The 14,123-nt window shown below is 57.6% G+C and carries 16 protein-coding genes; 10 read left to right on the top strand and 6 right to left on the bottom strand.

Annotated features, from left to right (window positions below):
* Positions 1–10 precede the first annotated feature (10 nt).
* On the top strand, positions 11–3,337 hold the full coding sequence (mscK, locus tag AAEZ03_RS06535; protein ID WP_350577052.1) for a mechanosensitive channel MscK: 3,327 nt from the start codon (positions 11–13) through the stop codon (positions 3,335–3,337).
* A gap of 24 nt (positions 3,338–3,361) precedes the next feature.
* Entirely contained in the window at positions 3,362–4,825 is a 1,464-nt protein-coding gene (gene selO, locus AAEZ03_RS06530) for a protein adenylyltransferase SelO (RefSeq protein WP_278938331.1), read from the top strand.
* Between the two features lie 197 nt (positions 4,826–5,022).
* On the opposite strand, the gene AAEZ03_RS06525 is transcribed toward selO, so the two are convergent.
* The 3 genes from AAEZ03_RS06525 to AAEZ03_RS06515 form a co-directional block, all read right to left on the bottom strand.
* Positions 5,023–5,424, bottom strand: coding sequence for a hypothetical protein (locus AAEZ03_RS06525; RefSeq protein WP_278938333.1), 402 nt, complete (start codon positions 5,422–5,424; stop codon positions 5,023–5,025).
* A 261-nt stretch (positions 5,425–5,685) separates the two neighbouring features.
* A complete protein-coding gene (locus tag AAEZ03_RS06520; protein WP_350577048.1) occupies positions 5,686–6,114 on the bottom strand; it encodes a hypothetical protein in 429 nt (142 codons plus the stop codon).
* Complete coding sequence (locus AAEZ03_RS06515; protein WP_273220281.1) at positions 6,114–6,500, bottom strand: Rpo12/RPC10 RNA polymerase subunit family protein; 387 nt, start codon at positions 6,498–6,500, stop codon at positions 6,114–6,116. The genes AAEZ03_RS06520 and AAEZ03_RS06515 overlap by 1 nt, the downstream gene beginning before the upstream one ends.
* A gap of 566 nt (positions 6,501–7,066) precedes the next feature.
* Between AAEZ03_RS06515 and AAEZ03_RS06510 the strand changes: the two genes are divergently transcribed.
* Positions 7,067–7,339, top strand: a complete 273-nt coding sequence (locus AAEZ03_RS06510; RefSeq protein ID WP_153332562.1) for a DUF3077 domain-containing protein — start codon at positions 7,067–7,069, stop codon at positions 7,337–7,339.
* Here the strand turns inward: AAEZ03_RS06510 and AAEZ03_RS06505 are convergent.
* Together AAEZ03_RS06505 and AAEZ03_RS06500 are read right to left on the bottom strand one after the other, a co-directional pair.
* A complete protein-coding gene (locus AAEZ03_RS06505) occupies positions 7,332–7,733 on the bottom strand; it encodes a helix-turn-helix domain-containing protein (protein WP_048386318.1) in 402 nt (133 codons plus the stop codon). The genes AAEZ03_RS06510 and AAEZ03_RS06505 overlap by 8 nt on opposite strands.
* A 4-nt stretch (positions 7,734–7,737) precedes the next feature.
* Positions 7,738–8,025, bottom strand: a complete 288-nt coding sequence (locus tag AAEZ03_RS06500) for a type II toxin-antitoxin system HigB family toxin (protein ID WP_048366671.1) — start codon at positions 8,023–8,025, stop codon at positions 7,738–7,740.
* 262 nt (positions 8,026–8,287) lie between these two features.
* Between AAEZ03_RS06500 and trxC the strand changes: the two genes are divergently transcribed.
* Complete coding sequence (trxC, locus tag AAEZ03_RS06495; protein WP_262125551.1) at positions 8,288–8,728, top strand: thioredoxin TrxC; 441 nt, start codon at positions 8,288–8,290, stop codon at positions 8,726–8,728.
* Here trxC and AAEZ03_RS06490 read toward each other — a convergent pair.
* Positions 8,725–9,498 (bottom strand): ParA family protein, encoded by a 774-nt coding sequence (locus tag AAEZ03_RS06490; protein WP_262125549.1) that lies wholly within the window; start codon positions 9,496–9,498, stop codon positions 8,725–8,727. The two genes, trxC and AAEZ03_RS06490, sit on opposite strands and share 4 nt — an antisense overlap.
* A 335-nt stretch (positions 9,499–9,833) precedes the next feature.
* On the opposite strand from AAEZ03_RS06490, the gene AAEZ03_RS06485 reads away from it, so the two are divergent.
* Genes AAEZ03_RS06485 through AAEZ03_RS06460 form a run of 6 tightly spaced genes read left to right on the top strand, consistent with a single transcriptional unit; the run spans position 9,834 to position 14,046 of the window.
* Entirely contained in the window at positions 9,834–10,553 is a 720-nt protein-coding gene (locus AAEZ03_RS06485; RefSeq protein WP_123751106.1) for a beta-ketoacyl synthase chain length factor, read from the top strand.
* Positions 10,550–11,332: a lysophospholipid acyltransferase family protein gene (locus AAEZ03_RS06480; RefSeq protein WP_406549855.1), complete on the top strand. Its 783-nt coding sequence runs from the start codon at positions 10,550–10,552 to the stop codon at positions 11,330–11,332. Before AAEZ03_RS06485 ends, AAEZ03_RS06480 begins: the two co-directional genes overlap by 4 nt.
* Positions 11,313–11,573 carry a phosphopantetheine-binding protein gene (locus tag AAEZ03_RS06475; protein WP_123751105.1) on the top strand — a complete coding sequence of 87 codons (261 nt, stop codon included), beginning with the start codon at positions 11,313–11,315 and terminating at the stop codon, positions 11,571–11,573. Before AAEZ03_RS06480 ends, AAEZ03_RS06475 begins: the two co-directional genes overlap by 20 nt.
* Positions 11,574–11,582: 9 nt before the next feature.
* Positions 11,583–11,837, top strand: a complete 255-nt coding sequence (locus AAEZ03_RS06470; RefSeq protein ID WP_123751104.1) for an acyl carrier protein — start codon at positions 11,583–11,585, stop codon at positions 11,835–11,837.
* Positions 11,834–12,379, top strand: coding sequence for a COG4648 family protein (locus AAEZ03_RS06465; RefSeq protein ID WP_123751103.1), 546 nt, complete (start codon positions 11,834–11,836; stop codon positions 12,377–12,379). Before AAEZ03_RS06470 ends, AAEZ03_RS06465 begins: the two co-directional genes overlap by 4 nt.
* On the top strand, positions 12,376–14,046 hold the full coding sequence (locus tag AAEZ03_RS06460; RefSeq protein ID WP_350577040.1) for an ApeI family dehydratase: 1,671 nt from the start codon (positions 12,376–12,378) through the stop codon (positions 14,044–14,046). Before AAEZ03_RS06465 ends, AAEZ03_RS06460 begins: the two co-directional genes overlap by 4 nt.
* Positions 14,047–14,123: the final 77 nt, after the last annotated feature.

The following is a 14,123-nucleotide window of genomic DNA, read 5'->3' as shown; positions in this document are numbered from 1 at the left end:
ACCGGATTCTATGCCAACTCTGCGCACGTTCTTCGCAACAGTCCTGCTCGGCCTGAGCCTTTCCGTTGGCCCGGTTTACGCGGGCGACCCGCCTTCGGCCGAGGCCGTGCAGCTCAGCCTGGACAAAATAGCCGACCGCAAACTGCCCGACGCCGACCAGAAAGCCTTGCAGACCGTACTCGAGCAAACCTTGAGCTTTCTGGCCAACAAAAGCGACTACGAACAGCGCCTGATCGAGGTCAAAGACCAGCTCCACAGTGCCCCGCGCCAAACCATCGATAACCAGCGCGAACTGGCCCGCCTCAAGGCCAGCAAAGTGGTGCCCATCGAGCAGCGCTACGCCACGCTATCGGTGCAGCAACTGGAGCAAATGCTCGCCGACCGCACCACCGAGCAAGGTGAGCTGCAAAAAGCCCTGGCCAGCGCCAACACCCAGAGCATCGCCGCCCAGACCCGCCCCGAGCGCGCCCAGGCCGAGATCAGCAACAGCCAGACCCGCATTCAGCAGATCGGCAACATCCTCAAAGTCGGCCGCGACAACGGTAAAGTGCTCACCGTAGACCAACGCAACCAGCTCAGCGCCGAATCGGCAGCGCTCACCGCGTTGATCGCGCTGCGTCGTCAGGAGCTGGCCGGCAATAGCCAATTGCAAGACCTGAGCGGCAGCCAGCACGACCTGCTGCTGGAAAAAACCACGCGCCAGGACCAGGAAATCCAGGACCTGCAGACCCTGATCAACAAGAAGCGCCTGGCCCAGTCGCAACAGACCGTGACCGAACAATCGATTGAGGCGCAAAAGTCTGGCAGCAGCAGCTTGCTGGCCACCGAAAGCGCGACCAACCTCAGGCTCTCTGATTACCTGTTGCGCAGCACGGACCGCCTCAACGTGGTCACCCAGCAGAACCTTGAAACCAAGCAGCAGTTGGACAACGTCACCCAAAGTGATCAGGCGCTGGATGAGCAAATCAATGTCCTGCGGGGCAGCTTGCTGCTGTCCAAAATCCTCTATCAGCAGAAACAAGCGCTGCCGCGCCTGCAAAAGATGGACAAGAACCTGGCCGATGAAATCGCCGATATCCGCTTGTACCAATTTGAGATCAACCAACAGCGCGAGCTGATCAGCAACCCGATTACCTACGTTGATAACTTGCTGTCGACCCAGCCCGCCGACCAGGTGACGCCGCAACTGCGCAAAACCCTGCTCGAACTGGTCAACACCCGCAGCGATCTGCTGGACCGCTTGAACCGCGAACTCAGCTCGCTGCTCAGTGAGTCGATCAACCTGCAACTGAACCAGAAGCAACTGCTCAGCACCGCGCAGGGCCTGCGGGCGACGCTGGATGAGCAGATGTTCTGGATCCCCAGCAACAAGCCGCTGGATCTGGACTGGCTGGAGTCAGCCCCGCGCCACCTCAAGCAACAACTTGTCACCCTGCCGTGGGGTTCCAGCGTCACCGAACTGGCCGAAGGCCTGATCCAGCGGCCGCTGCTGTTTTTGCCGTTTGTGCTGGTGATGATCGCCCTGCTGTGGAAGCGCCGCTACCTGTACAACAAGCTCAACGATATCCATAAGGACATTGGCCACTTCAAGCGCGACAGCCAGTGGCATACGCCGCTGGCGATCCTCATCAACATCTTGCTGGCAATGCCGGTTTCACTGGCCCTGGCCCTGTGCGGGTACGCCTTGCAAACCGATGCCCGCGGCATGAACGCCAACACTGGCGCGGCCTTGATGCAAATGGCCGAAGCCTGGCTGGTGTTCTACACCGCCTACCGGATTCTGGCGCCGGGCGGCGTGGCCGAACTGCATTTTCGCTGGGAGAAACCGCTGGTTGCCTTCCTGCAAAACTGGATCCGCAGACTCGGCCTGGTGGTGCTGGCACTGGTGGCCGTGGTCGCCTTTGCCGAACAGCAACCGGCGGCGCTGGCCGACGACGTGCTGGGTATCCTCGTGGTGTTGACGTGCTACGCCACCATGGCGTGGCTGCTGTGCCGCCTGATCCTCAACGACCAGACCGAGAAAAAAGCCTACCGCGTGCGCAAGCTGCTCGGTTTCGCGTTCGCCCTGCTGCCCCTCGCGCTGTTTGTGGCGGTGTGTTTTGGCTACTACTACACCGCGCTCAAACTCAGCGACCGACTTATTAACACCCTGTACCTGCTGATGCTCTGGCTGGTGGTGGAAGCCACCTTTGTGCGCGGCCTCTCGGTTGCGGCGCGGCGGCTGGCCTACCAGCGGGCTTTGGCCAAGCGTCAGGCGGCCAAGGAAGCCGGTGAAGGCAACGACGCCATCGTTGAAGAGCCGACACTGGACATCGAACAGGTCAACCAGCAATCGCTGCGCCTGATTCGTCTGGCCTTGCTCGCGGCCTTTATCGGGGTGCTGTATTGGGTCTGGGCCGACTTGATTTCGGTCTTTTCCTACCTCGACAACATCACCCTGTACGAATACACCAGCGGTACAGGCGCCAACATGAGCATGGTGCCCATCAGCATTGGTGACGTGCTGGGCGCGTTGATCATCGTCGGCATCAGCATTGCCCTGGCGCGTAACCTGCCCGGTCTGCTGGAAGTGCTGGTGCTGTCACGGTTAGACCTGGCGCAAGGCAGCGCCTACGCCACCACCACGCTGCTGACCTACGTGATCATCGGCGTCGGCTTTGTCGCCACGCTCTCAACCCTGGGCGTGAGCTGGGACAAGCTGCAATGGCTGGTGGCGGCCCTCTCGGTGGGCCTGGGCTTCGGGATGCAGGAGATCTTCGCCAACTTTATCTCCGGCATCATGATCCTCTTCGAGCGCCCGGTGCGCATTGGCGACACCATCACCATCGGCAACCTGTCGGGTACCGTGAGCAAGATCCGCATCCGCGCGACCACCATCACCGACTTCGACCGCAAAGACATCATTGTCCCGAACAAAACCTTTATCACCGGGCAACTGATCAACTGGTCGCTGACCGACACCATCACCCGCGTGACCCTCAAGCTGGGCGTTGATTACGGCTCTGACCTGGACCTGGTCAAGAGCCTGCTGCTCAAGGCCGCGCAAGAAAACCCCCGCGTGCTCAAAGAGCCCGAGCCGCATGTGTACTTCTTGAGCTTCGGGCAGAGCACGCTGGACCACGAACTGCGCATGCACGTGCGTGACCTGGGCGACCGCAACCCGGTGATCGACGAAGTGAACCGCTTTATCAACCGCGAGTTCAAGGCACACAACATCAACATCTCGTTCCAGCAGATGGAGGTGTACCTCAAGAACACCAGCAACCAGGAATACAAACTGGTGCCCATGGACCTGCCAACGCCGGAACAAAAGCCCCTGCCGGGTAAGCCCGACTAACATGCATTTTGCTGGAGACGGCCATTGAAAGCCCTCGACGAACTGACCTTTGACAACCGTTTCGCCCGCCTGGGTGACGCGTTTTCAACCCACGTGCTGCCCGACCCTCTCGACGCACCACGGCTGGTGGTCGCCAGCGATGCGGCAATGGCCCTGCTCGACCTGGACCCGGCCGTGGCCCACGACCCGGTGTTTGCCCAACTGTTTGGCGGCCATACCTTATGGGCCGATGCCGAGCCACGGGCGATGATCTATTCCGGCCACCAGTTCGGCTCGTACAACCCGCAACTGGGCGATGGCCGCGGGCTGTTGCTGGGCGAGGTCTACAACCAGGCGGGCGAGCATTGGGACCTGCACCTCAAAGGCGCCGGCATGACGCCCTACTCGCGCATGGGCGATGGCCGAGCGGTGCTGCGCTCATCGATCCGCGAGTTTCTCGCCAGCGAAGCCCTGCACGCGCTGGGTATTCCCACCAGTCGCGCCCTGTGCGTGATCGGCTCCGACACCCCGGTGTGGCGTGAAAAACAAGAACGCGGCGCCATGGTGCTGCGCCTGGCGCACAGCCATATCCGCTTCGGGCACTTTGAGTACTTTTACTACACCAAACGCCCGGAACAGCTAAAGCAACTGGCCGACCACGTGCTGGCCCTGCACTACCCTGAATGCCTGGAGCAGCCGGAGCCCCATCTGGCGATGTTCCGCGAAATCGTCGAGCGCAACGCTGAACTGATCGCCAAATGGCAGGCCTACGGGTTTTGTCACGGCGTGATGAACACCGACAACATGTCGATCCTGGGCATTACCTTCGACTTCGGCCCGTTCGCCTTTCTTGACGACTTCGACGCGCAGTTCATCTGCAACCACTCCGACCACCAGGGGCGCTACTCCTTCAGCAACCAGGTGCCCATTGGCCAATGGAACCTCAGCGCCCTGGCCCAGGCACTGACACCGTTTATCAGCGTTGACGCCCTGCGTGAAACATTGGGCTTGTTCTTGCCGCTGTACCAGGCGCACTACCTCGACCTGATGCGCCGCCGCCTGGGCCTGACCACCGCCGAAGACGGTGATCAAAAACTGATCGAAGACCTGTTGCAACGCATGCAAGGCAGCGCCATCGACTACACCCTGTTCTTCCGTCGCCTGGGCGACGAACCGGCAGAACACGCGGTTGCCCGCCTGCGCGACGACTTTATCGACCTCAAGGGCTTTGACGAATGGGCCGCGCAATACCTCGCCCGCGTGGCCCGCGACGGCGAGCCAGACCAACAGCAACGCCGCGAGCGCATGCACGCGGTCAACCCGCTGTACATCCTGCGCAACTACCTGGCACAAAAAGCCATCGACGCTGCCCAAGCCGGGGATTACAGCGAAGTACAGCGCTTGCACAGCGTCCTGACCCAACCGTTCACCGAACAACCGGGCATGCAACCCTACGCCGAACGCCCACCCGAGTGGGGCAAGCATCTAGAGATCAGTTGCTCCTCTTAAAAAGATCGCGAGCAAGCTCGCTCCTACAGATAGGTGGCGTACTGACTGGCCTGTAACGCTACGCCAAACGACTGCCAAGCATTAACTCTCAAAACGTCCACACCCCCTGTAGGAGCGAGCTTGCTCGCGATCTTTTGATTTTAAAAAAGTCGCGAGACCTGCACGATTTGGTCGAATAACCCTGCAGAAGGGCAAAATCAATCCCCAGCAGCGACTTCCAAATCAAAAAACGCAGGCTCGTCCTTACTACAGTTAATACCCGCAGCAATAACAATACCGGCAATTGACATCAAACCGGCCTCTTGCGAACCATAAATAATTAACACAAGAAAGTTATTAGCAAACCATAACAAACAGAACACCAGCATACTCTTGCCGTAATTTGCCTGCCTATCCATGTACTTAGTCATATACGCTTGATCACCCACGCTCGCCTCAAGCCGCACATCACAAGCAGCACAATTAACGCACTGACCTTTCGCCAGTTCATTAACACGCTGATGATTAAATTTCTGCTCAGCCGCACACCCAACACACTTAAACGTGAACTCCGCACACTCCTGTAACAGCGGGTCACTTCCTCCATCGACAGCGGCCATTATTTGCCAACCTTTTATTAGCTATTTATGTTAAAAACGCCACAACCTGCGATAGCGACGTTTAATTTCATGCTGACTAAGCTTTTTTAGTGACGCATACACTTAAGATTTATTTCTCTCGTGTACTTTTGTAGAAATAAATATCAGACATCCGTATTACGCAGGCAAGAAAACTGACCCCATTAGCTCACTTAAAACCCACAACCAAAAAATGAGGATGGAGAGGAAATGCATACTTATTTGAATAGTATTTATAATCGTTCACGAGCGCTCTATCTTGCACGTTGATTCGACGGGGTCAAGCTGTATAGCGACATCAATAGTGACGGGCGTACTGTTATTTAACGAGTATGAAATCAATAGCCCGACACTGGTCATCAAAACAGAAATTTGTGTATTAACAAACAGGGCAACCATCAGAGAAACTGAAAACCACACTGTCGCAAAAGGAACAATAAATCCTCCGCTACCGCTGAGGCTTTTATGAACGTTTCTCAAATCTGCTTGATCATAGGGCCCCGCTTTAACAGACACCTGACAAAAAGGGCACTTTATAGAGTTATCATTCGCCAATAAAAAAGATTCTTCTAGGCTTATGCTGATCGGCCGTTTACACGCACAACATTTGAAGTCCGCATAGCTAAACTTCAGCAGCTCTGATTCTGGCTCTTGATCTACTTGCCGGGTCATTATTCAGCCCTGCCCAACTGGATTTCTGGCTCTAAATCAAGCCGCACAAATGAAACATCCTTCAACGCTGGCACGGCAGATACCAACACTAAAAAGGTGAGAAAAGAGCTCAAAAAGGCCAAGCCGCTGCCCCATTGCAACAGGATCCATATATTGAGCAACGGCAAGCCAATGGTTAAACAACCAAACATTAAAATCCGCCGTCTATTTTTGCTTTTTACCGCAACCAACTTGGCCAGGTCATGCTCTTTGAAAACCAAGCCATGCGAGCATCGTGGGCATGCCACCTTACCGGACTCCATAAAAGCATCTACCTGCTCAGTCGTTAGCTCAAAATCGTTCTTACAGTGCACACAGCGAAAATGGGCTTCCTGAGACATTGCCATTAACAACTCCTTTATTTAGACACGCCAAATTAATCACCAAACTGAATACTCAAGTCCGAGCATCTTCTTTCGAACAGTGAAAGAGGCTTAAATCACAGGCGTAGGAGAATAGAGGGATAGTGTGTGAAGTAATGTCGGCCCTAAGATAAACATACGTAAGATTTTTCGTTTATTTATCGAGTTTTTAATAGCGCCACTCATAGTTATGAATCCAGCTTTGCACACTCTTTTAGCACTGCGAGAGACGTATTCGTCCAAAAACCTGGGAAGCGGACTACCTATCAGCCGATTGACCCTCTGTGCGCCAGCCCCTATCCTCGCCGACGTCACGACACATTCGTGACCGGATTTGACGGTCCGCATCATAAAAGAAGAATCAGCGATCTCAATCGCTGTGTTCACGCCTGTCTGTGCTCGATTAAATCGTGTTATGGCAGCTGTGCGTGGGGCACTCTCCAGTGCGCCGGGTTTCTTCTTTTAACCGGTCCGTCAACCCGCGCACAGTTGCCACCCAATTCGTTTGACGGCGATCGGTGGTAACTCCAAACCCTAAAAGGAGTCACACCATGCCATGTTTCACTCAAACACCAACCCCTTTCGGCCACAGCCTGACCGGCGATTGCCTGTTCAGCGTTAACGCCGGTATCCCCATCAAGCTCGCGCTGGAACTGGCAGCCCAGTTACTCAGCAGCGCCACGGCTCTCTGCGCCGAAAGCCAGGTCGCCAGCCCTCAAACCAGCCACAGCCTGACGTTTGCCAGCTTGCAACTGGTGGAAATGAGCAAAGGCCTGGTGGATGCCACGCTGGACAGCGTATTGCAGGCCGACACCCTCAAATAAACATCTCTACCGGCACTTTAAAGTGATCTGCCAGCCAGCGAATTTGGCGCACGTTAAGCTGACGCTTGCCGCTGAGGATTTCGGATACCACCGACTGCGTGCCCACGCCCGGCAGATCACTCTGGTTCAGCCCATGCTCTTGCATCACTGAGCGCAGCACATCAACACCACTGACTTTGGGCATCGGCCGATGCTCAAGGTCATAGGCTTCGACCCAATCACCGATGATGTCTACCAGGCTCATCAGCGGGTGGCTTTCATCGTCGCCGATGCGGTCGGTCAGTTCATCAAGGGCTTCGACCAACTGGTCGTAATCCGCTTCATTTTCAGGTTTTCGCAACAGTGGCGAAACAAACTGCCAATGCTGGGCAGCCTGTTCGATCAGTGCATTCATTGGGTTACTCCTTCCATTTACCTTTGTCATATTCACGATGATCCAGCACATGACGAATGTAGAGGCGCTGCACCCGATACCGCACTACCGCAATCAGACGCAATTTATTGCCGCCAATATTAAATACATGCAAAGAACCGACTTTGTCAGTCGCAGGGAAAAACGACCTCAACGCAGCGAAATCTTCAGGGTTGAGGACCTTGATCTTGCGATACCACTCATCCAGAGCACTGGCGGAATGTGGCCATTGTTCCTTGGCCTCCCAAATACGTTTCGCAGTAATCACTCGCATGCAATGTCCCTATCGCATCTTGCTATGAAGGGTAAGCCCGCTTTCGCTATATCGCAAAGCGCGATATTCAGCATCTGACCGACGGTGTCTCATCAGGCGGTTTTCAACAGCCTAGATTCAAGGGCTCAAGGCGGCGCAGGCACATTGTGAGCAGATACGTCACAGCCAGTGGCGGGCGGGGGCAACATCTGCTGAACTGCACCTCTACGCGACGTGCTCATTTTTGCAGGAGCGCGCCACAGCAATTTCCGGAGTGTTTGAAATGACTGACCCGCTGCTTATCCCCTGCCCTCACTGCAACGGCCTTAACCGTATCCCCGCCGCGCGCGTGGGCGAGCACCCCAAGTGTGGGCGCTGCAAGAATGAGGTGCTGATCGCCAAGCCTTTCGATCTGAAACAAACCGATTACGCCAGCCAGATCAAAGGTGATCTGCCGCTGCTGGTGGATGTGTGGGCTGAATGGTGTGGGCCGTGCAAGGCTTTTGCGCCGGTGTTTGAACAGGCGGCCAGCCAATTGGTGGGCGTGTGCCGGTTGGCCAAGCTCGACAGCGATGCCAACCAGCAACTGTCAGGGCAACTGGGCATTCGCTCGATTCCGAGCCTGATCCTGTACAAAAACGGCCAGGAAGTCGCCCGTCAAAGCGGCGCCTTCCCGTTGCAACAGCTCAAGGCCTGGCTGCAAAGCCACGGCGTGCGTGCTTAAGCGTTTTGGTCCAGGTAATCGTGTAGCTCAACAAATTGCTGGGTCAGCTTGTGCCGTGGTTCGAAATACACCAGCGGCTGGCTGGCCTGATGCGACTCGCGCATTTTGACTGAGCTGGTGAGGTACACCGGCAGCACGGGCAAGCCTTCGGCAATCAACTCATCGAGCATTTGCTGGGGCAGGCTGGCGCGGGCCTGGAACTGGTTGACCACAATGCCTTCAACCAGCAGGTCTTCGTTGTGGTCCTCTTTCAGCTCTTCAATTTCGCTCAGCAGGCCGTACAACGCCTGACGCGAAAAGCTGTCGCAGTCGAAGGGGATCAATACACGATCACAGGCGATCAATGCCGACACCGCATAAAAATTCAGCGCGGGCGGCGTATCGATATAAATGCGGTCGTAGTCTTCAGCCAAGTCATCCAGCAGCTTTTTGAGCTTGTTGATCTTGTGCTTGGCCTCAAGCTTGGGCTGCAAGTCTGCCAGCTCGGGCGTGGCGGTAATGATGTGCAGGTTGTCGAACGGTGTTTCGTAAATATCGACCCGATTCTTCTTCGACCCCACGCCCGCAGACAGGCTTTGCTTGAAGAACTCGGCGATACCCATCGGGATGTCATCACCTGTCAGCCCGGTGAGGTATTGAGTGGAGTTGGCCTGAGCATCCAGATCGACCAACAGAGTGCGATACCCCTCGCTGGCACTGACGGCCGCCAGGTTACAAGCGATGCTGGACTTGCCCACACCACCTTTTTGGTTGAACACCACGCGACGCATTTCAAAACCTCCGTGTATCAATAAGTGCCCGAGTGTAGATGCCCTGAGAACAACTTCGCTACCTCGCAGAGAAAAGAGCTACAACCAAAGCAGATTTATCCCTATATACGCCGGAACAGACCTATTTTTTCAAAGTCATACAGGCGCCCATAGTTTAGTGATTACAAAAAGATAGCTATTTCGTCCGATAAGCCAAAAAAACTGGCACAAAAATGTAAGCGATATTTGCTACGAACCAACAGCACCGGGATAATGCGGCACTTTGTTACTAGTGCCGCATTGACCGCTGCCTACCTTCGCATCAAGGAAGCCCGCAAGGGCGGGATAAACCTCCAGTGATTAACTTCAATATTGCCGCTTGGCGAGCCTGGGCTCCGGGCCTCGACAGCGTGGCCGATTGGCAGGCCTGGAGCCAGCACCCCCACGTTATCGCCGCCAGCGATGCCAGCCCCGACGTGTCGTTTTTACCGGCCATGCAACGCCGCCGGCTCAGTCGCCTGGCGCGCATGGCATTCAGTGTCGGCTGGCCTTTGGCTGAAGGTCATGAGGCGCTGCCACTGGTGTTTGTTTCGCGCCACGGCGAAACCCCGCGCACCTTTGACATGCTGAACGAGCTCGCAGCCAGGCAGCCCTTGTCACCCACCCAGTTCAGCCTCTCGGTACACAATGCGGTCATTGGCCTGTGGTCGATCATGCGCGGCGAAACCAGCGAAATGACCGCCCTCGCGGCCGCCGGTGACGGCCTCGAACATGGCCTGATTGAAGCCTGTGCGCTGCTCAATGACGGCGCGCCCGCCGTGCTGCTGGTGATCACTGAAGAACTACCACCCGAGGCTTACCGGCCCTGGGTTGACGACGTGCCCTTTGCCTATGCCGCAGGCCTGCTGCTGACACCCGGTGAGCAGTGGCACCTGTCGTTGTCCAGCCGACCTGCTGATGTCGCCCAAACCCCGTGGCCCCATGCTTTGCAATTGTTACAGCACCTGCTCAGCGGCCAGACGTCGTTTCAACACGCCTGGGAAAACCGGCTCTGGCAGTGGCAACGTACGTCGTGAAAACCGCTAATGCTTACTACTGGCGCCTGCTGGCCACGGCCATCAGCTTCGTGCTGTTCGGGTTTGGGTGCCTGTGCCTGCGGCTGGTCATTTTCCCGCTGCTCAGTTGCTTGCCAGGCGACGCCCTGCGCCAGCGCGAGCGCGCGCGTTACACCGTCAGCCGACTGTTCTGGCTGTTTATCCGCTTTATGGCCCGCCTGGGTGTACTGACCTATGACGTGCAAGGTGCCGAGCGCCTCGGGCGCCCCGGCCAAATGATCATTGCCAACCATCCCTCGCTGATTGATGTGGTGTTTCTGATCGGGCTGGTGCGCAACGCCAATTGCGTGGTCAAGCAAAGCCTTTGGCAGAATCCGTTCACCCGCAGCCCCGTACGCGCCACGCAATACATCAGCAACGACGGCAGCATTGACATGCTCGACAAGGCCGCAGAGGCCCTGCAACAAGGCCAGACGCTGATTATCTTCCCGGAGGGCACCCGCACCCCGCCAGGCCAGATGCCGGCCTTTCATCGGGGGGCCGCCGCCATCGCCTTGCGCGGTGCGAAAATCCTGACCCCAGTGGTAATCAAGGTCAGCCCCACCACGCTGACCAAAGCCGAGCCGTGGTACCGCATCCCCAAACGCCGTGTGCACTTCAGTTTTTGTGTCGGGGCCGATATAGATCCAAATGCCTTTGCAGCAGCAGGCCCGCCGCCCAAGGCTTCGCGCCTGCTTAACGACTTCGTGCATGACTACTTTATTAAGGAGCTCGCCACAGATGAGCGATCTACACAATGAAATCAAACAGCTGATCATCGACGCCCTGGGCCTTGAAGACATCAGCATCAGCGACATTGGCGATGACCAAACCCTGTTTGGCGAAGGCCTGGGGCTGGACTCGGTCGACGCCCTGGAGCTGGGCCTGGCGATCCAAAAAACCTATGGCATCAAAATAGATGCCGACGCCAAAGACACCCGTGACCACTTTTCCAACGTGACCAGCCTTGCGGCTTTTGTCACAGCCAAACAGGCTGCCTGAGACCGAACCATGCAAACCCGTGAAGACATTTTCAACATCCTGCGCGACGCCCTGGTCGAACTCTTCGAACTGGAGCCCGAACGCGTCACGCTGGAGGCCAATTTGTATCAGGACCTGGAAATCGACAGCATCGACGCGGTCGACCTGATCGATCACATCAAGCGCAAAACCGGCAAAAAAATTGCCGCCGAAGCCTTCAAATCGGTGCGCACCGTCAATGATGTGGTTGAAGCGGTTTACCACTTGGTGCAACCGCACGCATGAGCCGACTGATCGGCCTGGGCCTGCTGCTGGCGGGCCTGCTGTACCCCTTTGCGGTGCATTTCGGCATGGCCCACTTTGCTCCGTGGCAGTTTGCGCTGCTGCTTGGCGGCCTGTGGCTGGCACGGGTACTGACCGGTGAACGACGCCCCGGCAGCCTGTGGATCGCCGGGGTCGCGCTGGTGTTTTGTGCGCTGCTGGCGCTGTTTAACAGCCCGGCTCTGCTGCGCTGGTACCCCGTACTGATCAGCAGCCTGATGCTCAGCCTGTTTGGCCTGAGCCTCAAGTTCGGCCCGCCGATGGTCGAGCGTCTGGCCCGGCTGCGTGAGCCGGTACTCCCCGACAGCGCGATTCGTTATACGCGCCAGGTCACCCAGGTCTGGTGCCTGTTTTTTATGCTCAACGGCCTGATCGCGGCCAGCCTCACATTGTGGGCGCCGCTGAGCTGGTGGACGTTGTACAACGGCTTGATCGCCTACGGGCTGATGGGGCTGCTGTTTGCCATTGAATGGCTGATACGACAAAAGGTAAGAGGCCAGGCATGAAGTGGATAAAACTTGAGCAACTGTTGCTTGAGGGCGATGCCCGTCGCACCGTCAGCGTTGAACCAACGCTCACCCATCACACTCTCTGCGCGCAGGCCCTGAGCCTGGCGGGCGGGTTGCAGCAACGTGGCGTGCGACGCATGGCCGTGCACCTGGACGACGCGGGTGAATTGGCCATCGCGCTGCTGGGCGCCTGGCGCGCCGGGGTCAGCGTGTTATTGCCCGCAGACCTGCAAGCCCACACACGTGAGCGCTGGGCCAGCCACGTTGATCTGTGGCTGACCGCCAGCACCGAGCTGCACGCCTTGTATGGCGCCCCATTGGCCCCTGCCGAGCTGGATCTGGACGCGTGCCAGCTAAGCCTGTGCACGTCAGGCTCCAGCGGCGAGCCCAAGCGTATCGACAAAAGCCTGCGGCAAATGGCCAATGAGGTAGAAACCCTCGAACACCTGTGGGGCCATGAACTGGGCGATGCGTGCATCATCGCCAGCGTGGCCGCGCAGCATATTTATGGGCTGTTGTTCCGCGTGTTGTGGCCGCTGTGTGCGGGCCGGGTTTTTACTCGCCAGCAACTGGCGTTCCCCGAAGACATGCAGCGCGCCAGCTGCGAACACGCGGCATTTGCCTGGGTGGCCAGCCCCGCCCTGCTCAAACGCATGGCCGACAACCTCGACTGGCCGGCCTTGAGCAAGGTGCGCCGGGTGTTTTCTTCGGGCGGCGCATTGCCTGCCGAGGCGGCTCATGCGCTGGAGCAGCGCTTGGGCCAATGGCCAACCGAGATTTTTGGCAGCTCAGAAACCGGCGGCATTGCATGGCGCCAAGGTCCAACCTTGTGGCAGCCGTTTGCCGGTGTTCACCTGAGCCAGAGTGAGGACGGCGCACTGCGCATCGCCTCGCCGTACCTGATGGCAGGCCATGTCGAGCAAACGGCCGATGCGGCGCGCATTGAAGCCGATGGGCGCTTTGAGCTGTTGGGGCGTCTGGACCGCATCGTCAAACTCGAAGAAAAACGCATTTCGCTGCCCCTGCTGGAACACGCCTTGAGCACCCACCCATGGGTTGCAGAAGCACGCCTGGGCGTGGTCAATGAAAACCGTGCCTCGCTGGGCGCCTTGCTGGTGCTCAGCGAGAGCGGGCTGTTTGCCCTGCGTGAACACGGCCGCCGAGCCCTCACCCAGGCCCTGCGCCTGCACCTTGGGCCCTATTGCGAAGCCCTGGCATTACCGCGCCGCTGGCGGTTGCTGCGGCAAATGCCGCTCACCAGCCAAGGCAAACTGCCGCAAGCGCAGGTTGATGCGTTGCTGCTGGCGCCACGGCCAACATTGCCTGAAGTGCTCAGCCAACACCCCGGCGATGACGGCTGGACACTCAACCTGTCGATCCCGCCTGACCTTGCGTACTTCAGCGGGCACTTCCCCAAAACCCCGGTGCTGCCCGGCGTGGTGCAAGTGGACTGGGCCATCAACCTGGGCCAGCAACTGCTCGACCTGCCGCCCCGCTTTGCCGGGATGGAAGTGCTCAAGTTTCAGCAACTGGTGCGCCCCGGCGATGAAATCGAGTTGACCCTGCGCTTTGATCGCGAACGCAGCAAATTGCATTTTGCCTACCGCAACGCCAACGCCGCCTGCTCCAGTGGCCGTATTGTTTTGGAGGCTGCCAGTGGATAAGTTGATCGGTGAAAGCTGTGGGAGCGGGCTTGCTCGCGATTGCATCAACGCGCCGCTTCAGAAAACCCGCAGCGCCT

It is taken from the genome of Pseudomonas sp. HY2-MNA-CIBAN-0224 (assembly GCF_040310285.1).
In the GTDB taxonomy this organism is placed as follows: Bacteria; Pseudomonadota; Gammaproteobacteria; order Pseudomonadales; family Pseudomonadaceae; genus Aquipseudomonas; species Aquipseudomonas helleri.
Note: the sequence above shows the minus strand (reverse complement) of the source record. Positions and strands in the feature narration are given on the sequence as shown.